This window comes from Allobosea sp. LjRoot237 (genome assembly GCF_964253285.1).
Lineage (GTDB): Bacteria > Pseudomonadota > Alphaproteobacteria > Rhizobiales > Beijerinckiaceae > Allobosea.
The window spans coordinates 3,694,694-3,714,569 of the sequence record NZ_CAXUQP020000001.1; the positions used below are offsets into that span (position 1 = coordinate 3,694,694).

18 protein-coding genes are annotated in these 19,876 nt (G+C 65.7%); 7 read left to right on the plus strand and 11 right to left on the minus strand.

Translation table 11 applies throughout. The annotated features are described in order from the left end of the window. Nucleotides 1-64: 64 nt before the first annotated feature. From ACSQ24_RS17955 to ACSQ24_RS17970, 4 genes are all read right to left on the minus strand, one after another. The gene (locus tag ACSQ24_RS17955) at nt 65-1,198 is read right to left on the minus strand and encodes an MlaD family protein (protein ID WP_436095989.1); all 1,134 of its coding nucleotides are present in this window, start codon (nt 1,196-1,198) and stop codon (nt 65-67) included. Nucleotides 1,199-1,207: 9 nt separating this feature from the next. Then, nucleotides 1,208-1,924, minus strand: a complete 717-nt coding sequence (locus ACSQ24_RS17960) for an ABC transporter ATP-binding protein (RefSeq protein ID WP_436097921.1) — start codon at nt 1,922-1,924, stop codon at nt 1,208-1,210. Between the two features lie 129 nt (nt 1,925-2,053). After that, nucleotides 2,054-3,199 carry an MlaE family lipid ABC transporter permease subunit gene (locus ACSQ24_RS17965; protein ID WP_436095990.1) on the minus strand — a complete coding sequence of 382 codons (1,146 nt, stop codon included), beginning with the start codon at nt 3,197-3,199 and terminating at the stop codon, nt 2,054-2,056. Nucleotides 3,200-3,221: 22 nt separating this feature from the next. Beyond that, entirely contained in the window at nt 3,222-4,409 is a 1,188-nt protein-coding gene (locus ACSQ24_RS17970; RefSeq protein ID WP_436095991.1) for an MFS transporter, read from the minus strand. Nucleotides 4,410-4,511: 102 nt separating this feature from the next. On the opposite strand from ACSQ24_RS17970, the gene ACSQ24_RS17975 reads away from it, so the two are divergent. Continuing rightward, complete coding sequence (locus tag ACSQ24_RS17975) at nt 4,512-5,393, plus strand: hypothetical protein (RefSeq protein ID WP_436095992.1); 882 nt, start codon at nt 4,512-4,514, stop codon at nt 5,391-5,393. Between the two features lie 14 nt (nt 5,394-5,407). Here ACSQ24_RS17975 and ACSQ24_RS17980 read toward each other — a convergent pair whose 3' ends face one another. The 3 genes from ACSQ24_RS17980 to ACSQ24_RS17990 form a co-directional block, all read right to left on the minus strand. Then, nucleotides 5,408-6,289: an ABC transporter permease gene (locus tag ACSQ24_RS17980; RefSeq protein WP_436095993.1), complete on the minus strand. Its 882-nt coding sequence runs from the start codon at nt 6,287-6,289 to the stop codon at nt 5,408-5,410. Next, complete coding sequence (locus ACSQ24_RS17985; RefSeq protein ID WP_436095994.1) at nt 6,286-7,101, minus strand: ABC transporter ATP-binding protein; 816 nt, start codon at nt 7,099-7,101, stop codon at nt 6,286-6,288. The genes ACSQ24_RS17980 and ACSQ24_RS17985 overlap by 4 nt, the downstream gene beginning before the upstream one ends. 156 nt (nt 7,102-7,257) lie before the next feature. Then, the gene (locus tag ACSQ24_RS17990; protein WP_436095995.1) at nt 7,258-8,286 is read right to left on the minus strand and encodes an ABC transporter substrate-binding protein; all 1,029 of its coding nucleotides are present in this window, start codon (nt 8,284-8,286) and stop codon (nt 7,258-7,260) included. 284 nt (nt 8,287-8,570) lie between these two features. On the opposite strand from ACSQ24_RS17990, the gene ACSQ24_RS17995 reads away from it, so the two are divergent. Further along, entirely contained in the window at nt 8,571-9,371 is an 801-nt protein-coding gene (locus ACSQ24_RS17995) for a creatininase family protein (RefSeq protein WP_436095996.1), read from the plus strand. A 126-nt stretch (nt 9,372-9,497) separates the two neighbouring features. On the opposite strand, the gene soxR is transcribed toward ACSQ24_RS17995, so the two are convergent. Beyond that, nucleotides 9,498-9,959, minus strand: a complete 462-nt coding sequence (gene soxR, locus ACSQ24_RS18000) for a redox-sensitive transcriptional activator SoxR (RefSeq protein WP_436095997.1) — start codon at nt 9,957-9,959, stop codon at nt 9,498-9,500. Nucleotides 9,960-10,033: 74 nt separating this feature from the next. Between soxR and ACSQ24_RS18005 the strand changes: the two genes are divergently transcribed. Together ACSQ24_RS18005 and ACSQ24_RS18010 are read left to right on the plus strand one after the other, a co-directional pair. Next, complete coding sequence (locus ACSQ24_RS18005) at nt 10,034-10,588, plus strand: NADPH-dependent FMN reductase (protein ID WP_436095998.1); 555 nt, start codon at nt 10,034-10,036, stop codon at nt 10,586-10,588. Between the two features lie 270 nt (nt 10,589-10,858). Then, nucleotides 10,859-11,623 carry an MBL fold metallo-hydrolase gene (locus ACSQ24_RS18010; protein WP_436095999.1) on the plus strand — a complete coding sequence of 255 codons (765 nt, stop codon included), beginning with the start codon at nt 10,859-10,861 and terminating at the stop codon, nt 11,621-11,623. 114 nt (nt 11,624-11,737) lie between these two features. Here the strand turns inward: ACSQ24_RS18010 and ACSQ24_RS18015 are convergent, their stop codons facing one another. From ACSQ24_RS18015 to otnK, 3 genes are all read right to left on the minus strand, one after another. After that, the gene (locus ACSQ24_RS18015; RefSeq protein ID WP_436096000.1) at nt 11,738-13,267 is read right to left on the minus strand and encodes a malonate--CoA ligase; all 1,530 of its coding nucleotides are present in this window, start codon (nt 13,265-13,267) and stop codon (nt 11,738-11,740) included. Nucleotides 13,268-13,305: 38 nt separating this feature from the next. Then, nucleotides 13,306-14,634, minus strand: coding sequence for a malonyl-CoA decarboxylase (locus ACSQ24_RS18020; protein WP_436096001.1), 1,329 nt, complete (start codon nt 14,632-14,634; stop codon nt 13,306-13,308). Nucleotides 14,635-14,717: 83 nt separating this feature from the next. Then, the gene (otnK, locus tag ACSQ24_RS18025; RefSeq protein ID WP_436096002.1) at nt 14,718-15,986 is read right to left on the minus strand and encodes a 3-oxo-tetronate kinase; all 1,269 of its coding nucleotides are present in this window, start codon (nt 15,984-15,986) and stop codon (nt 14,718-14,720) included. 348 nt (nt 15,987-16,334) lie between these two features. On the opposite strand from otnK, the gene ACSQ24_RS18030 reads away from it, so the two are divergent. The 3 genes from ACSQ24_RS18030 (at nt 16,335) to ACSQ24_RS18040 (ending at nt 19,874) form a co-directional block, all read left to right on the plus strand. Then, nucleotides 16,335-17,840 carry an ABC transporter substrate-binding protein gene (locus ACSQ24_RS18030; protein WP_436096003.1) on the plus strand — a complete coding sequence of 502 codons (1,506 nt, stop codon included), beginning with the start codon at nt 16,335-16,337 and terminating at the stop codon, nt 17,838-17,840. 217 nt (nt 17,841-18,057) lie between these two features. After that, nucleotides 18,058-19,002 (plus strand): ABC transporter permease, encoded by a 945-nt coding sequence (locus tag ACSQ24_RS18035; RefSeq protein WP_436096004.1) that lies wholly within the window; start codon nt 18,058-18,060, stop codon nt 19,000-19,002. Beyond that, nucleotides 19,002-19,874: an ABC transporter permease gene (locus tag ACSQ24_RS18040; RefSeq protein WP_436096005.1), complete on the plus strand. Its 873-nt coding sequence runs from the start codon at nt 19,002-19,004 to the stop codon at nt 19,872-19,874. Before ACSQ24_RS18035 ends, ACSQ24_RS18040 begins: the two co-directional genes overlap by 1 nt. Nucleotides 19,875-19,876: the final 2 nt, after the last annotated feature.

Sequence of the window (19,876 nt, forward strand, 5' to 3'; positions counted from 1 at the left end):
CCAGCAACAGGGCGCTCAGACGACCGCGAAGCAACGAAGGCGGTATTGGCATGGTCATATCGAGCTAGCGCGATCCGCTGTATTGGGGAAGCGGCGGGCGCCCGCCGAAGATGAACTGCTGGGGATTACGCTCGACATTACGCAGGACACGATTGAGATCGCCGAGGGTACGCTTGCCGTCGGACGCCAGCGTTTCGAGATCGCGCAAGCCCGGACCGGTGAAGCGATTGATGCCGGTGGTGATCTCGGCTGTGCGCTTGTCGAGATTGTCGGCCAGGGCCCGGATCGATTTCGCCGCATTGGCGACCTCGGCGAAGGCGCCCTGTCCGTCCTGCGTGTTCAGGAAGGCCTGCGCCGCCTTGAGCACGCCCTCGACCTGATCGGCGGCGCGGTTGAGCTTGTCGGTGATCGAGGCGACGTCGCTGACCGCCTTCGCCACATCATTGCTCGAGCCGCCCAATGCCGCGGTGAACTTGTCGATGTTTTCGACGATGCCGGTGATCTTCTTCTGATCGATCGAGCGCACAACCCCGGTCAGCTCCTCGCTCAGCGTGCCGAGCTTCTGCGACAGCGGCGCGATCGTATCGGCGATCTGGCCGAAGCTGACCATCAGCTTGTCGATGCTGCCGGAATTGTCGCCCAACGCCTTGGAGAACTTCTCGATATTGCTGACTGTGTTGGTGATCGCGCCCGAATTGGTCTTGATCAGCCCATCAAGGTTACCCAGCACCTCGTCGGCCTTCTTGGCGACGTTGCGGACCGATTCGATGATGTCCTGCAATTCGGAACGCTCGGCGATGATGGTCGGCAACTTCTCGCCAGGCTTAACCTGCAGCACCGCTGCATCGGGCTCGCCGCCGATCAGTTGCAACGCGACCACCCCGGCGAGCCCCTGCGCCTCGATGCGGGCGCGCGTATCGACCCGCAGCGGCGTCGTGTTCTCGACCTCGATCACGCCGAAGATGCGGCGCGGATCGTCCGGCTGCAGACCGATCTGCTTGACCTCGCCGACGCGCAGGCCGTTGAAGAGCACGCTCGATCCACGTCCAAGCCCGGTGACGGTGCCGGTGAAGATCACGCGAACGTCCTGCTTGCGGCCGCCGCCACCGCTGCCGAACCAGTAGACGAAGCCGAACATCGCCGCGATCACCGCGAGGGTGAAGAGGCCGACCAGGGCGTAGTTCGCACGGGATTCCATCGCGAGCGGTCAGGTCCTCGTTTGATCCGCGGGCAACCGGGCGCGTGCGCGCTCCCCGCCGAAATACGCTTTGAGCCAGGGATGATCGGACGCCAGCATCGTAGCGAGCGGACCGACCGCGATGACACGCTTGTCCGCCAAGGCAGCAATCCTGTCGCAGGCTACATATAGACTGTCGAGGTCATGGGTTACCATGAACACCGTCAGGCCCAAAGTCTGCTTGAGCGTCATGATCAGCTCGTCGAATTCGGCGGCACCGATCGGGTCGAGGCCCGAGGTCGGCTCGTCGAGGAAGACGATCTCGGGATCGAGCGCCAGGGCGCGGGCGAGCGCGGCGCGCTTGATCATGCCACCTGAGAGTTCCGAGGGCACTTTGTCGGCCGCATCGGGCTTCAGCCCCACCATCTCGACCTTGAGCATGGCGAGTTCTTCGAGCAGGCGCGGCGAAAGCTGGAGATATTCCCGCATCGGCACCTGGATGTTCTGCTTGACGGTCAGTGCCGAGAACAACGCGCCCTGCTGGAACATCACGCCGAAGCGTCGTTCGAGCCGTCGCCGGCCGCGGGGATCGAGCTTGTCGACGTTCTCGCCGAAGACCTCGATCGAGCCGCGCTGCTTGCGCACCAGACCGAGGATCGTGCGGGTCAACACGGATTTGCCCTGACCGGAGCCGCCGACGAAGCCGAGAATCTCACCGCGCATCACGTCGAGATCGAGCCCGTCCATAATCACCTTATCACCGAAGGCGACCTTGAGATCACGGACGCGAATCACCGTTTCGGGTTCCTGCCCGGCCGCGTCCTGCGGCCCGCGCGGGCCGATTTGAGAGGGCTTGTCGAGCACCAGGCGCTCCCCTCACATCCGGATCGAGGCGAAGAACATGGCGAACAGCCCGTCGACCACGATAACCATGAAGATCGCCTTCACCACCGACGCCGTCACCTGATGTCCGAGCGATTCGGCCGAGCCCTTCACCGCCAGGCCCTCGATCGAGGCGATCAGACCGATCACGAACGCCATGAAAGGGGCCTTGATGAGGCCGACCGCGAAATGCTGCCAGGTGATCACGGACTTCAGGCGATCGAGATAGGTATCGAGGCCGATGCCGCCATAGAGCCAGCTTACCAAGCCGGCCCCGACAAGGCCTGACATGGCCGAGATGAAGGTCAGGATCGGCAGCGCAATGATCAGCGCAAGGATGCGCGGTACGATCAGCACCTCGATCGGATCGAGCCCCATCACCCTGAGTGCGTCGATCTCCTCGCGCATCTTCATCGAGCCGATCTCGGCGGTGAAAGCAGAGCCGGAGCGACCCGCCACCATGATCGAGGTCAGGAGCACCGAGAGCTCGCGCAGGATCAGGATGCCGGTCAGGTTGACGACGAAGGCGGTCGCGCCGAAGCGCTGGAGCTGGAAGATGCCCTGCTGGGCGACGATGCAGCCGACCAGGAACGAAATCAGGATGATGATCGGCGCACCGTTGAAGGCGATCAGCTCGACCTGGTTGACCAGCGACGGCCCGCGAAAGCGCCGCGGCCCGAACAGGGCGCCGACGCAACCTGCCATCACCTCCCCGAGAAAGATCGCGCCGCCTGCGAGATCGCGACCGAAGCGGACGACGCCCTGGCCGATGTCGATGAGCACGGTGACGAGCCCGATGGGGTGAACCGGCGGATCGTAATCGGTGGCGTTGCGCTCGACCTCAGCAAGCAGCACCGCGTGCTCCGGGCGGCGGCTGGTCAGCTCGACCGAAGCCCCTTTCGCTTCGCCCGTCTGCTTCACCTGGCCAAGTAGATAGGCGCCGAGCGTATCCAGGCGTTCGATCGCCGACAGGTCGAGCCGCGCGCTGCGGACGCTGCCGATGCGCTCAGTCAACTCGCTCGCCAGGACCTCGAGACGCGGCGCCCGCCCGGCGCTCCAGCGCCCGGCCAGCGACACGACGAGGACGCCACCATCGTCGCGATAGACCGCCTGCGGCTCAGCGTCGTCGACGACAGCCATGACGGTTAGCCCACTCCCGCATTCAGATTCGGCCCTCATAGCCTGTATCGCTGCGCGCCCGAAGGATGGCAAGCGCCGCCAGCGCCAGGCCGGAGAGTGCGACCGGCACCATCGCCAGGAACACGCCCGGCCCGAAAAGGCGGTAGAGATAACCTGACAGAATGGTGGTCAGCCCCATCGCCAGCGCACCGGCCGCAACCAGACGACCTTGCGCCGCGGCGCGGCGCGCCTCCGGGGCGAGCGCCGACAAAGCGGCCAACGAGCCGAGATGCGCGCAGCCGAAGGTGGCCCCGTGCAGGATCTGCAGCAGGAAGGTGATAGCCAAGCCCGGATCGGTGCTCATCACGCTGAAGCGCAGCGCCGCCGCCACCGCCGCGATCGCGATCCAGCGCAAGCCGCCGAGGCCGCGCGCCGCAATGCTGCCGGCGACGAGGAAGACGACGATCTCGGCCAGGACGCCGACGGCCCAGAGCCAGCCAATCACCTGGTCGCTGAAGCCGAGGCTGCGCCAATGGAGCGAGCCGAAGGCATAGAGCGCCGCATGGGTGGCGTTGACGCAGGCGGCCGCAGCGATCGCGAGCCAGAACGGAAGCCTGAAGCCGGCCGGAGATGCGCCTTGCCGACTGGCAGGCAAAACTCCTCCTGGCGGCGCCGGCGCCTGCAGGGCCGCAAGCGCTGCGAGCGAACTGCTTCCGGCCAGGACAAACGGAATCAGCCAGGCGCCATACAATGCGATCAGATAACCGCCGACGAGGTTGGAGAGCACGAAAGTCACCGAGCCCCACAGCCTGACGCGGCCATAATCCTTCAGCGCCCCGGCTTTCACCTGCTCGGTGGTCAGGACATCAGCGAGCGGCACGACACCCGACAGCGCGATGGCGCTCAGCGCGGTCAGGACCGCGATCGGGACGAGCTGCGCCTGTTGTGCCAGGGCGAAATAGATGATCGCAGCCAGTGCGTTGAGCAGCGCCAGCAAGATATTCGGGCGCAGCCGATCCCCGAGGCCGGTCACCGATGAGGCGACGAAGACACGCACCAGGATCGGGATCGCCAGCACATAGCCGATATCGACATCGCTCAGCCCCTTCGAGCCGAGCCAGACCGGGAAGAATGGCAGATAGAAGCCGACACCGAGGAAATTCAGCGCGTGCATGAGCGACAGGCGCGCGGCCAGCAGGCGCGAAGGTTCGGACCGGAGAGGCCGTGACATGCCAGTGGCAGCGATTTCTTAAAGAATCATCAGCAAGTTTGCCGATGGGCATCTTCGGTCGGCGAAAAGCGATTCGGCCAGCCCATGGAGAGCAGTCTGGCCATGAGCGACGCGCGTTCGCCATCTCCGCTGAGCGCAGCCGACTACGACACGATCGCCGCTGCCGTCATGGAAACGTCGCGCGGCCGCTGGTTCCTGAACGAGTACGCTCGCCGCAATCGGCAGGCCGATACCGAGATGGTACTTTCGGCCATCGCGCGCCTCGAGCGGCTCTGCTCCGTTCCCGCGGTGGAGCTTGGCCCGAACCTTTCGGAAACGGCGCGCACGATCGCAGAGCTTCGCGGCGACCTCGACCGGGCCGGCGTCAGCGGCGCCTCCGCGCGTCTGTCGATCCGCATTCAGGAGACGGCGTCGGGCATCCTCGAAGCGGCGGAAGCGATCCAGGAGATCGCCTGGACGCTGCGCGAGTCAGGATCGGAAACCGAGCTTTGCGATCGGCTCGATCGACGCGCGACCCAGATTTACGGCGCGACCACGGTGATCGAGGCCGGGGCGAACCAGATCGAGAAGGTCGCCGACACCATCGCCATGCTGGATGCGAATCTGCGCGCAACCGCAGGCGACACCGATTTCACCTTGCTCGATACCCCGCGGCCTCCGATCGCAGCGGCCGAGATACCCAGGCCGCCCGCCCCGAAGCGGACGACGGACCCCGGCGACATCGACGTGGTCGAGGCCAGCACGCAGGAGCGCGCGCCACTCAACGAAACCGGACTGCGCCCGCCGGCGCAGCCCTACCGCCGACGCGGCAGCATCCAGGCCGCCGAAGACGATATCGCTTTCGCCGATGTCGGCGCAGCTGCCCAGACCGTCGCCGACTTGCAAATGACGAGTTCGGCTCAGGTCGAGCTCAGCTACTCAGAGGCCGATCTGCGAGCGATTGGCTCACTGCCTGTCGAGGACCGGCTGCGCTTCTTCGCGTAGAGCGTTTCGGCGTTTCAGTTCTCGCGCTTCAACGCGCTCTCATGCCAGCGCCGCAGCAGCAGATGCGAGATCCAGCTGGTCGCGAGAAAGATCGCGATACCCGAAAGCGAGATCATCAGCAGCGCTGCGAAGACGCGCGGGATCTTGAGCTGGTAGCCCGCCTCGAGGATGCGGTAGGCGAGCCCCGATTCCGAACCGCCCGTCCCTGCCACGAACTCGGCGACGACGGCGCCGATCAACGCGAGTCCGCCCGAGATCTTGAGGCCTGCCAGGAAATAAGGCAGCGCCGCCGGAAGCTTGAGATGGCGCAGCGTCTGCCAGCGCGTCGCGCCATGGAGCTGGAAGAAGTTGATCAGGTTATGGTCGGCCGAGTTCAGCCCGAGGATCGTGTTGGACAGGATCGGGAAGAAGGCGACGATCCAGGCGCAGATCAGCAGCGACAGGTTGATGTCACCAGCCCAGATGATGATCAGCGGCGCGATCGCGACGATTGGCGTCACCTGCAGGATCACCGCATAGGGCAGAAGCGCCATCTCCAGCCATTTCGACTGGGTGAACAGCACGGCGAGCGCGACGCCGACGATCACCGCCGCCGCCAGCGCCATGAAGGTGATGCGCAAGGTGACCCAGAGCGAGGTCGACAGCGTGCCCCAATCCGCGATCAGCGTCTGGCCGACCAGGATCGGACCCGGCAGCACATAGGACGGCACCTCGTTCCAGCGCACGGCGAACTCCCAGAGCCCAAGCACCAGGAGGCCGACGGCGATCGGCGCGAGGATGCGGGGCCAGAAGCTGACCGGGAGGCCAAGGATGGACGGTTCGGCAACGGTGAGCGGGCGGGCTTCGGCATCGGTACCGTCATGCGGCACGGCAGTTGCGGGGGACGAGGAACTCATGCGCCGATCGCCTCCTTGAGCTTGCCGGAGGCGAGCCGGCAGAGATGGGCGTATTCGGGCGAGGTCCGGAACAGCTCGTCGCGCGGATAGGGCGCCGAGACATCGAGATCGGCCATGACGCGGCCGGGCCTCGCCGCCATCACCACGATGCGCTGGGAGAGATAGACCGACTCGAAGACCGAATGGGTGACGAAGACAGCGGTGAAGCGCTCGCGCCACCACAGGTTAAGCAGGTCGTCATTGAGGCGGTGGCGGGTGATCTCGTCGAGCGCGGCAAAGGGCTCGTCCATCAGCAGGATTTTTGGCCGCATCACCAGAGCGCGGGCGATCGAGACCCGCATCTTCATGCCGCCCGAAAGCTCGCGTGGATAGGATTTCTCGAAGCCCTCGAGCCCGACCAGCGCCAGCATCTCGGCAGCACGCTCCTGCGCCTCGCGATTCGGCACATGCTTCAGGACGAGCGGCAGCATGACGTTGGACAGCGCATTCGCCCAGGGCATCAGAGTCGGGTCCTGGAAGACGAAGCCGAGATCGCGCTCCCCCCTGCCCTGCGCATCATCGCCCGCGCCGGGCCAGTCGATCGTGCCGGTGGACGGGCTGCCCAGCCCGGCGATCATACGCAGCAGGGTCGACTTGCCGCAGCCCGAAGGGCCGAGCAGGCTGACGAACTCGCCGGTGCCGAGGCTGAGATTGACGTCGCGAACAGCCAGCGTGCCATTGGCGAACTGTTTGGAGACATTGCGCACGCAGACGAGCGGCTCGGCGCCAGTCTGACGTACGGCATGGGGTGTGCTCAGATAGGCTGTGTCCAAAGCCTGATGATCCGTTCTTCGATCTTCAAGTGGGCGTCATCCCGGGCGACCGGAGGGAGACCCGGGATCCATGCCTAAACCGTTCCGGCATGGATCCCGGATCGGCGCCGCTGACGCGGCTTGTTCGGGATGACGCGCTCCCTTGCGCTCGCTGCCTTACGGCTTGCCGACGCCCTTGTTGATGAACTCCAGGCTGTAGGCCTTCTTCACGTCGACCCCGGCGGGAATGACGCCGGCCTCGGTCATGGTCTTGGCGAAGCTCGCCCAGCGTGCATCGGTCATGGCGCCGATGCCGAGTGTCTTCGCATCACCAGAGGCGACGATGCCGTTCTCGTTCATCACCTTGAGGGCGTAGTCGATCTTCTCCTGATCCATGTCGGGATTGTCCTTCAGGATCAGGGCATTAGCGGCGGCGATGTTCGGGCCACCTTTCATATATACGGCCCAGCCTTCGGCGGTCGCGTCGACGAAGCGCTGCACGACCTCCTTCTTCTCCTGCACCATCTTGCGGGAGATCGTGATCGTGGTGTTGTAGTTCTCGAAGCCGGCATCGGCGAGCAGATGGACCACCGGCTCGACGCCGGCCTTGCGGATCACGAAGGGCTCGGAGGACAAAAAGCCCTGCTGGGTCAGCTTCTTGTCGGCCAGGAACGGCGCCATGTTGAAGGTGTAGGGCCTGATCTGCTCGTCGCGATAGCCGAACTTCAGCTTCAGGAACGGCCAGAAGCCGACACGGGCCTGCGCCGCGATCAGGATCGGCTTGTCCTTGAGGGCGGCGAGCGTGTCATTGCCCTGACCGGGATGCGAGATCAGGACCTGCGGGTCCTTCTGGAAGATCGAGGCGATGCAGAGGAAGGGCAGGTTCTCCTGCGCGAAGCTGAGCGCCTCCAGCGAGTTGCCCATGATCATGTCGACGCGGCCGCCGAGCAGGAGCTGGGTCGGGTTCTGCTGCGGGCCGCCAGGGCGAATCTCGACGTCGAGGCCGTACTTCTTGTAGATGCCGTTGGCGGCGGCGAGGTAGAAGCCGCCATGCTCGGTCTGGGCGCGCCAGTTGGTCTGGTAGCTGACCTTGTCGAGCGTCTGCGCATTGACGCGCGCACCCGGCACCGGGATCAGCACGGAGGCGGCCGAGCCACCGAGCAGGCCGAGCGCAGCGCGCCGGTCGAGGCGATATTTCATCGTCATGGCAGACCCCCTCCATCATGTCGCAGGCTTGTCGGCAGGCTGTACGATACCCGCGGCCGGCAAGCAGCTTGTATGCCACGGCCGATAGGCCGCTGGAAATGCATCGCCGTCGGCTTTCGCACAGACGAACCGCGCCGACGAGGCTTCAGTCCGCATGGCGTGCGCGTGCCGCGCGCCCTTCCCTCGCCATCCCCGGCCACTATGCTGCGCAATCCTGTCGCCACGAGGCAGCAGGCGCGAATGGCGCGGGCGGCCCGCAGCTTGACCGACGAGACCTGAAGACCATGACCGCACGCTTCTGGGGCGACCTGAAGACCACCGACTTCACCAAGCTCTCGCCCGAGGCGACCATCGCCGTGCTGCCGCTCGCCGCGATCGAACAGCACGGGCCGCATCTTCCGGTCTCGGTCGACACCACCGTGATGAACGCGATGCTGGCGCTGGCGATGCCGCAGGTTCCGGCCGGGCTCGACGTGCTGGTCTTGCCGACGCAGGCGATCTGCAAGTCGAACGAACACCTGCATTCGCCGGGCACGCTGACCATCTCCTGGGAAAGCGCGATCCGCAGCTGGATCGAGATCGGCGAGAGCGTGAAGCGCGCCGGGCTGCGCAAGCTTGTGCTCGTCACCTCGCATGGCGGCAATGTCGACCCGATGAAGGTGGTGGCGCGCGAACTGCGCGTCAGCCAGGGCATGCTCGCGGTCTCGACCTCCTGGAGCAATTTCGGCCTGCCGCCCGGCCTCTATGCCGAGATGGACGCCAAGCACGGCATCCACGCCGGCGACATCGAGACCTCGCTGATGCTGCATTTCCGGCCCGACCTCGTCGACATGAGCAAGGCAGGCCGCTTCGTGCCGCGCACGGTCGAGATGGCGGATGAGGGCTACAAGTGGCTGAGGCCGACCGGCGCGCATCCCTTCGCCTGGATGGCGCAGGATGTTCACTCGTCCGGCGCTGCCGGCGATGCCAGCCTCGCCACGGCAGAGAAGGGCAAGGCGACGGCCGAGCTCCAGGCTGGGGGGTTCGTAGAACTACTGGCGGATGTGGCCCGGTTTCCGCTAGCGAAACTGCACAAGGCCAATTGACACGCGTCATGCTCGGGCTTGACCCGAGCATCTCAGGTAGCAGGAGGCTCGGGCCAGCGCCACCTCATCTCGTCACGAGATTCTCGGGTCTGCGCTGCGCTCCGCCCGAGAATGACGCCTTCGGCGTCAATCCGGATCGAGCAATCTTGGCCCCGCCCCCTGCTTGCCGAGCTCGTCCCAGGGATTGTGCAGCGGGCAGCTCTTCACTGAGAGGCAGCCGCAGCCGATGCAGTCGTTGAGATGGTCGCGCAGGCGCGTCAGCCGGTCGATGCGGTGCTCCAGTTCCTCCTTCCAGGCGGCTGAGAGCCGGGTCCAGTCTTCCGCCGTCGGCGTGCGCTCCTGCGGCAGCGCCTTGAAGGCCTCGCGGATGGTCTTCAGCGGAATGCCGGTGCGCTGCGCCACCTTGATGATCGCGACGCGGCGCAGCACCTCGCGCGGATAGCGGCGCTGGTTGCCGGCGTTGCGGCGACTGCGGATCAACCCCTCGGCCTCGTAGAAGTGCAATGCCGAGACCGCGATCCCGCTGCGGCTCGCGACCTGGCCGACGCTGAGATCATCGGCGAAGGGGTTGCGGAGCGGATGTTTCATGCGCTTGACCTTAACCTTACTTGAGGTCTTATAGAGGTCGCTCCGCTGCATCGCCAGCCCTCCGGAGCCCTCTCATGCATCGCCCGCTCATCCCCCAGATCAAGGTCGCCGTGATCTACGGCAGCACGCGCCAGGGTCGCCTCTGCGACAAGGTCGCCGGCTGGACGATCGCGCAGATAGAGGGCGACGGCCCGTTCTGCGTCGAGAGCGTCGACCCCGGCGCCCATGACCTCGCCGAACAGAAGGAGCGGCTCGGCCGCGCCGACGCCTTCATCGTGGTCACGCCCGAATACAACCGCAGCTTCCCCGCTCCGCTGAAAGCTCTGATCGATTCCACCGGCGTCGAGTGGCGCGGCAAGCCGGTTGCCTTCGTCTCCTATGGCGGGGTCTCGGGGGGATTGCGTGCCGTCGAGCAATTGCGGCTCGTCTTCGCCGAACTGCACGCGGCGACGATCCGCGACGGGGTCTGCTTCGCCAATGCCTGGAACCAGTTCGACGGCGCTGGCCGCCTGGTCGATGCCGACCGCGCCGAACGAGCGATGGCGACCGTGCTCGGGCAATTGCACTGGTGGGCGAGCGCACTCAGGGCCGCCCGCAACACCGTTCCCTACGGCCAGTTCGCGGCGTGAGCGCGTCGAGAGGAGAAGCCATTGCCATCCCTCAGCCCTCATCCTGAGGAGCCGCGCAGCGGCGTCTCGAAGGATGGTCCCGCCGTCTCCGGAACCTCCTGAAGCATCCTTCGAGACGCGGGCGTTCGCCCGCTCCTCAGGATGAGGGCTGAGGGTGGAACCGGACAGAGCCTAACGCCGCGATGCAGTTTGCTTCACAAATTCGAACTGGTCGCGGCGGCGGCATCCGGGAAGGATCAGGCGACCGATCCCTCGTCATGCGGAGCCGCCATGCAGCTCAAACTCCTGCGCAACGCCCTGCTCAAGCTGAGCTATGCCGGCAAAACCCTGCTGATCGATCCCGATTTCGGCGAGAAGCTCAGCCGCCGCTCTATCGCGGGCAAGTCGCAGAACCCGATGGTCGACCTGCCCGAGCCGATCGAGGAGATCCTCGCCGGGGTCGACCATGTCATCGTCTCGCATCTGCACGCCGACCATTTCGACGAGGTCGCCAAGGCACGGACCCCGAAGGATATTCCGCTGATCTGCCAGCCCGGCAATGAAGAAGCGATCCGGGCGGCCGGCTTCACCAATGTCGAACCGCTCGACCATTTCGTCCGTATCGGCCCGATCGTGGTGAAGCCGCAGCCGGCCCAGCACGGCACCGGGCCGGTCGTCGAGGTGATGGGTAAGGTGATGGGCCTGACGCTGGAAGCGCCGGGCGAGCCATGCGTCTACTGGTGCGGCGACAGCGTGCTCTACCCGCCCCTGCAGGAGGCCGTGGCCAAGGCCGAGCCCGACGTGATCGTCACCCATTCCTGCGGTGCACTCTGGGACGGCACGCTGATCGTGATGGACGCGCAGCAGACGCTCGACCTCGCCGAGCAGGCGCCGCAGGCGGTGATCGTCGCGACCCATATGGAAGCGCTCGACCATGCCAGCGTCAGCCGGCAGGCACTGCGCGAGGCGGCCGAAGCTCGCGGCATCGGCCGTGACCGGCTGCTGATCCCCGCCGATGGCGAGACGATCGCGCTGAAGGCGCCGGTGCACGCCTGAGAATTCGGCGGAATTCGTCATTGCGAGCGAAGCGAAGCAATCCAGGGAGACGTAGAGTTCTACGTCCTCTGGATTGCTTCGTCGCTGCGCTCCTCGCAATGACAGGAGTCGCCGCTACTCCCCCGCCTTCATCTGCCGGGCATAGATGTCCTTGTAGGCGTCGCGCAGTAGGTTCTTCTGGACCTTGCCCATGGTGTTGCGCGGCAGGTCGTCGACGATGAAGACCTGCTTGGGCAGCTTGAACTTGGCGAGGCGCTGTTCGAGCGTCGCGGCGATCGAGGCGGCGGTGATCGTCGCGCCGGGCTTCACCACCACGACGGCGGTGACACCCTCGCCGAAATCGGGATGCGGGCAACCGATGACGGCGCTCTCGACCACGCCCGGCATCTCATCGATCTCGGCCTCGACCTCCTTGGGATAGACGTTGTAGCCGCCGGTGATGATCAGGTCCTTGCCGCGCCCGACGATGTGGACGTAGCCGGCCGGATCGATCTTGCCGAGATCGCCGGTGATGAAGAAACCGTCCGCCCTGAACTCTGACCTGGTCTTCTCCGGGTTGCGCCAATAGCCCTTGAAGACGTTCGGACCCTTGACCTCGATCATGCCGATCTCGTCGCGGGCGAGTTCCTTACCGCTCTCCGGATCGGTGACGCGCGCCGACACCCCCGGCAGCGGGAAGCCGACCGTGCCCGCCACCCGGTCCCCATCATAGGGATTCGAGGTGTTCATGTTGGTCTCGGTCATGCCGTAGCGCTCGAGGATGGCGTGGCCGGTGCGCTCGCGCCATTCGCGATGCGTCTCGGCCAGCAGCGGCGCCGAGCCGGAGACGAAGAGGCGCATATGCTTCACCGCCTCCTTCGACAGCCTCTGATCCTGCAAAAGCCGGACATAGAAGGTCGGCACGCCCATCATGCTGGTCGCCCTGGGCAGGTGTTTGAAGACCTGCTCCGGATCGAATTTCGGCAGCAGGATCATCGCAGCGCCGGCGAACAGGATCACATTGGTCGCGACGAAAAGGCCGTGGGTGTGGAAGATCGGCAAAGCGTGCAGCAGCACGTCGGCCTTGCCGAAACGCCAGTAGTCGACCAGCGCCAGCGCGTTGGAAGCGAGGTTGTCATGGCTGAGCATGGCACCCTTGGAGCGCCCGGTCGTGCCGGAGGTGTAGAGGATGGCAGCGAGATCATCCGCGCCGCGCGCGATATCGGCGAACTCGGCCGAAGCCGCATTGGCCTTGTCGAGCAGGCTGCCGGCGCCGACGCCGAGCGTCTCCAGCTTCGCGCCCGCCTTGTCGGCGAAGGGCTTCAGCGCCTGGGCCCTAGCCGGGTCGCAGACGAAGATGGCCGGTTCGGCATCGCCGAGGAAATATTCGATCTCGGCAGGGGTATAGGCAGTGTTGAGCGGCAGGAAGATCGCCCCGGCGCGGACCGTGCCGAGATAGAGCATCAACGCTTCGATGCTCTTCTCGACCTGGACGGCGACGCGATCGCCCGGCTTCACGCCGAGCGCCGCCAATGCATTGGCGAAGCGGGCGGAGACCGCGACCATGTCGGCATAGGAGTAGGTCCGGCCGTCATCGAGGAACGCGAAGGGCGCGTCCGGCGCCGGCATGCGGGCCTTGATCAGGTCGAACAGATGATTGCCCATGATTTCGGGTCCTTTCAGGCGTTTCCGTTGTGTGTCGTTCAGTGCTTGGCCGGCCGCAGCAGCTTCTTGACCGAGGAGGAAGCGACCACCGTATTGCGGCTGGCGAAGGCCTCGTGATTGACCTCGATATCGTCGAGCTCATAGCGGTAATTGACCATCACACCATGGGACTCGCGCTGCCCGCGGTCGGAGAGGTTGCCGCCGACATTGATCCGTTCCAGCCGCGCGCCGTTGCCGAGATGGAAGCGGGCGACCGGGTCGATCACCCGGCCCGACGAGGTCCTGGCCCGCAGCATGTACTGCGCCATCATCTGGCCAAGCAGCTTGTCGCGACGGGCTTCGGTCACCTCGTCGAGCGCCACGACCTCGGCCGGCGCCTGCATCAGCAGCGCTGCCTCCTCATTGGTCAGGCCGAGCTCAGCCGGCTCCGCCAGCGCGGGTCCAAGCCAGCGCGCGAAGCCCGGCACCGGCGAGAGCGTGACGAAGACGTCCAGCCCCGGCAGCTCCCGCTTCAGATCCTCGGCGACCTGCTTGATCAGGAAGTTGCCGAAGGAGATGCCGCGCAAGCCCTCCTGGCAGTTGGAGATCGAATAGAACACCGCCGTGCTGGCCGAGGATGCCGGCAGCACCTCGCGCTCCTCGCTCAGCACGTCGACGATGCGGCTCGGACTCTCGCGGGTCAGCGCCACCTCGACGAAGATCAGCGGCTCGTCGACGAGCTGCGGATGGAAGAAGGCGAAGCAGCGTCGATCGGCCGGCTCGAGCCGGCGGCGCAGATCGTCCCAATCCTTGATGGCGTGGACCGCCTCATAGCGGATGATCTTCTCCAGCACGTTGGCCGGCGTGGTCCAGTCGATGCGGCGCAGCACCAGGAAGCCGCGATTGAACCAGGAACCGAAAAGGTGCCGGAAATCGGCATCGACCACCGAAAGCTCCGGCTCCTGCTTCATCGCCTCGAACATGCTCTCGCGCATGCGCACCAGCACATGGGTGCCGCCGGGCGCGAGGTTGAGCCGGCGGAAAAGCTCCTGCCGGCGCGGCTCGGAGGCGAGGTGGAGCTGGCCAATCGCCTCGGCGTCAGGATTATCGCGATAGCGCTCCAGCGCGGCATCGAGCCGCTCGCGATCAGGCCCAAAGCGCTCCTGCAGCAGGCGGAAGAAGGCGAGCCGGCCTGCCTCGTCGAGCCGCTCCCAGTCTTCCAGCACGGCCTGCGCCAGCGCCATGCCGGAGGCCTCGCCGCGCCCGGAGAGCAGGTCCTCGCAGAGCTTGTCGAGCGGCCGCCGGCGATTCGAGGCGAAACGCTCGAAATTGATCAGCGCCCGGCCGCGATCGGCGACGCTGGTCAGGAGATCGCCAAGAAACGCCATCTGAACCCCCAAAGCCCTGCAGTCAGCGCCATCCTATACGAGTTTGCCGCAGTGCAAACGCGCAGCGCCGCGACACGATCGCGCTACTTCAACAGATCCCAGGCCTTGAGGAAGAAATCGGGCGCCCCGAAATTCCCCGACTTCAGCGCCACCACCATGTCCGGCCCGTCGACGACGCGGGTCCAGGGCACGCCGGGATCGATCTCCGGGCCGATCTCGAGCGTGCGGATGGCGAGCCCCTGCACGACCGCGCCGGACGTCTCGCCACCGGCGACGAGCAGACGGGTGACGCCACCCGCATTCAGCAGGCGCGCAACTTCGGCAAAGGCGCGCTCGACGGTCTCGCCGGCCTTCTCGCGGCCGAGCTTGTCTTGCACCGCCGCGACCTCGGCCGGATCATCGCTGGAGTAGACGAGGAAGGGCGTGTCGGCCTGCTGCGCCAGGGCCCAATCTGCCAGCTCCTTCGCGGTCTGGCTGCCGCCGGCCAGCGCCAGCGGATCGACCTTCAGCGCCGGGATGCCGGCAGCCAGGGCCGCCTTGATCTGGCCGCGCGTCGCGGTCGAGCAGCTGCCCGAGATGATGCCGGCGCGGCCGGCCGGTGCCGAGAGATGTGTCGCGGTCTCGCGCCAGGGCAGCAGTCCCGCCTTCCGGAAACTCTCCGGCAGGCCCATCGCGATGCCGGAACCGCCGGTGAGCAGGACATGGTCGGAGATGGCCTCGCCCAGCACCATCAGATGGCCGTTGTCGAGCGCGTCGGTGACGACATAGCGCACGCTGGCCGCCGCCAGCTCGGCCAGACGCTTGCGCACCGCGGCGGCACCCTGGTTGACGGCGGCATAGGAAGCGAGCCCGACCTTGTGGGCGGTCTGCGAACCCATCAGGCGCATCAGGTTGGAATCCCGCATCGGCGTCAGCGGGTGGTCCTTCATCGAGCTCTCGTGCAGCGGCACCTCGCCGACGAAGAGATAGCCCTGGAAGATCGAGCGGCCATTGGCTGGGAAGGCCGGGCAGACAATGGCTTGATGGGCACCGAGGCGCTGCATCAGCGCATCCGCGACCGGGCCGATATTGCCCTGCGCCGTCGAGTCGAAAGTCGAGCAATATTTGAACAGGATCTGCCTGGCGCCGGCCGCCAGCAGCGCCTCGCAGGCCGCGAGCGAATCCGCCACAGCCTCGGCGACGGGGTTGGTGCGCGACTTCAGCGCGACGACGACAGCATCGGCCTCGGGAAGTTTTGCGCCGGCAGCAGGCGCGCCGATGACCTGGACCGTCCGCATCCCGGCGCGGTTCAGCATCAGGGCGACATCGGTCGCACCCGTCATGTCGTCGGCAATCACACCCAGCAGCATCATCAGACCTTTCCGTTGGACGTGCCTCGCAAGCATGCGGGCAGCGTCGGCAAATCTTGCATACCAGAAGCGATGCGAACGGCTACAGGGCTCGATCGCGCCGCTGCCATGCGGGTGCCGGCAGCGCGCTCGTCATACTGTATCCATTGCACCAATCGCGCTGGCGTGGAATGTTTCAGACAACGCTCGGCAGTGGCAAGGCGAGCCTATCGACGATCACCTTGAAATGCGCCAACTTGGTACCGAATGGGACCAAGTCAGCAATGACCCGCGGAGCTGCCAGAATCGCCGAAGAGCGAGGGCGCGCCGGTCAGCGGGCCACTATCAAAGCAAATAAACAGGGGAACAGCCATGAAACGTATCGTTCTGCTGGCGTCGGCGGCCTTGCTCGGCCTCGCCGCACTTCCGGCTCAAGCCCAATCGCCTTCGACACTGCGCATCGGTCTGCAGGATGACCCTGACGTGCTCGATCCGCACAAGGCGCGCACCTTCGTCGGCCGCATCGTCTTCATGGGGCTGTGCGACCGGCTCGTCGACATCGACCAAGAGCTGAAGATCATCCCGCGGCTGGCAACCGAATGGTCGTTTTCGGCAGACGGTCTGACGCTGACGATGAAGCTGCGGACCGACGCCAAGTTCCATGATGGCGAAACCTTCAACGCCGAGGCGGCCAAGGCCAATCTCGAACGGGCGATGACGCTGCCGGATTCACTGCGCAAATCCGAACTCGCCTCGGTCGAGAGCGTCAGCGCGCCCGATGCCTCGACGCTCGTCTTCAAGCTGAAGCGGCCCGATGCGACACTGCTCGCCCAGCTCACCGATCGCGCCGGGATGATGCTGTCGCCGAAGAGCCTCGGGCCCGACATCACCGCCAAGCCGATCTGCTCCGGCCCCTACCAGTTCGTCGAGCGCGTCCAGAACGACCGGATCGTGCTGGAGAAATTCAAGGGTCACTGGGAAGCGGCGAACTACCAGTTCGACCGGATTATCTATCGCTCGATCCCAGATACCACCGTGCGCCTCGCAAACCTGCGCGCCGGCGAGCTCGACATGCTGGAGCGGCTGGCGCCAACCGATGTGAAGTCAGCCAAGGGGGACAAGAGCCTCAAGGTCGAGAGCGCCGCCAATCTCGGCTATCAGGGCATCACCATCAACACCGCCCATGGCGAGGCCGCCAACCAGCCGATGGGCAAGGACAAGCGGGTGCGCCAGGCACTATCGCTCGCCATCGACCGCAAGGTGCTGAGCCAGGTGGTATTCGAGGGGCTCTATGAGCCGATGATCCAGCCCTTCAACCCCGGCAACCAGTATCTCTCGGCCGCCTTCCCCGTGCCGGAGCGCGACGTCGCCAAGGCCAAAGCGCTGCTGAAGGAAGCCGGGGTCTCCAAGGTCAGCGTCGAGCTCTTCGTCACCAACAATCCTGTCGACGCCCAGCTCGGCCAGGTCATCCAGGCGATGGCGCAGGAGGTCGGCATCGACGTCCAGATCCGCTCGACCGAGTTCGCCAGCCAGTTGCGCGACCAGCAGCAGGGCAAGTTCCAGATGAGCCGGATCGGCTGGTCCGGCCGCATCGACCCCGACGGCAACATCCATCAGTTCGTCACCAGCAAGGGCAACCAGAACGACGGGCGCTACTCCAACACCGAGGTCGACAAGCTGCTCGACGAAGCCCGCACGATCTACGACGTCGCCGAGCGCAAGAAGCGCTATGACGCGGCGCAGAAGATCCTCCAGGACGACTTGCCGATCGTCTATCTCTACAACCAGACCGTCTTCTTCGCGCTGCGCTCCAACATCCAGGGCTTCGTGGTCAATCCAGACGGGATGATCCGGCTCTCGGGGCTGAAGCGGTCGTGATCCTGCAACCCGATCGGCGCGGGCGCCGCAACCCCGCCCCCTCCCCCCTTGTGGGGGAGGGTTGGGGAGGGGGGCATGCAGCGCTCTACCTTTCGCCGCCTTGCCACGCCAGAAAAGCAGGGCGATCAGCCATGCGGCTGTCTACCCCCCTCTCTATCTCTCCCCCACAAGGGGGGAGAGAAGCGCCCTCTCCGGCTCACGGTGGCGATCGGCAGCCATGCTCGCCCTGATCGGCCGCCGCGTCCTGATCGCGATCCCGACGCTGTTCCTGGTGTCGCTGTTCGTCTTCGCCCTGCAGCGGGCGCTGCCGGGCGATCCGTTCCTGGTGATCGCCGGCGAGGAGCGCGATCCCGAAGTAATCGCGCGCCTGCGCGAGATCTACCGGATGGACGATCCGGTCGTGGTGCAGTTCTTCGCCTGGCTCGGCCAGGTGATCCAGGGCGATTTCGGCCGTTCGCTGCGCACCGGCGAGCCGGTGCTGACCCTCATCCTGCAGAAGCTGCCGGTGACGATCCAGCTCGCCACTGCTTCGATCATCGTCGCGCTCGCGATCGGGCTCCCGGCCGGGATCATCGCGGCGCGCCGCAAGGGCACGATCGTCGACTATTCCGCGAGCGCGCTGGCGCTGTCCGGGCTATCGATCCCGAACTTCTGGCTCGGCATCATGCTGATCCTCGTGGTCGCGGTGCACCTGAAATGGCTGCCGGCCTCGGGTTTCGAATCGATCTTCGTCGATCCCAAGGCGGCGATCGAGCGGTTGATCATGCCGGCCTTCGTGCTTGGCGGCGGGTTGGCGGCCTTCATCATGCGGCACACCCGTTCGGCCATGCTCGAAGTGCTGCGCTCCGACTATGTCCGCACCGCCCGCGCCAAAGGGCTCGACGAGGACACCGTCGTTCACCGCCACGCGCTGCGCAACGCGCTCACCCCGATCATCACCCTGTCGACGCTGCTCTTCGGCGAATTGCTGGCCGGCGCGGTGCTGACCGAGCAGGTCTTCACCATTCCTGGCTTCGGCAAGCTGATCGTCGATGCCGTCTTCAACCGCGACTACGGCGTGGTCCAGGGCGTGGTGCTGTGCACAGCCCTAGGGTTCATCCTGATGAACCTCGTCGCCGACATCCTCTACATCCTCGCCAATCCGCGCCTGAGGAACGCCTGATGAGCGCCCTGACCGAAACCGGCGTCTCCGGGCAGTTACGAGCGCGACCGGGCGTCCTGCGCCGGCTCACCCGCAATCGCTCCGCGCTGATCGGCAGCGCGCTCGTGCTGACCTTCGTGCTGCTGGCGCTGCTCGCGCCGATCCTGCCGCTGGCCGATCCGCTGAAGTCGAACTTCCTCGCCATCCGCAAGCCACCCTCGGACCTCTACTGGTTCGGAACCGACGAGCTCGGCCGCGATCAGGTCTCGCGCCTGTTCTTCGGAGCGCAGACCTCGCTCCTCGCCGGGATTGTCTCGGTCGCAATCGCGCTGGTGATCGGGATTCCGTTCGGCCTGCTCGCCGGCTGGTATGGCGGCTGGATCGACATTGTGATCTCACGCGTCACCGAAGCCCTGCTGGCCTGCCCCTTCCTGATCCTCGCCATCGCCTTCGCCGCGATCCTTGGCCCGTCGCTGACCAATGCAATGATCGCCATCGGGCTGTCGGCGGTGCCGATCTTCATCCGGCTGGTGCGCGGCCAGGTGATGACCGTCAAATCCGAGGACTTCGTCGAAGGCGCGCGCTCGATCGGCGCTCGCGACCTGCGCCTGATGCTGGTCCACGTCCTGCCCAATACGCTGTCGCCGATCATCGTGCAGGCGACCCTGTTCATGGCGCAGGCGATCATCCTCGAAGCCGCCCTCTCCTTCCTCGGTCTCGGCCAGCAGCCGCCCTCGCCGTCCTGGGGCCAGATGCTCAACGTCGCCAAGAACTTCATGGAGCAGGCGCCGTGGATGTCGGTCGCTCCCGGCGTCGCCATTTTCCTGGCGGTTCTCGGCTTCAACCTGCTCGGCGACGGCCTGCGCGACGCGCTCGATCCCAAAGAATCCTGACC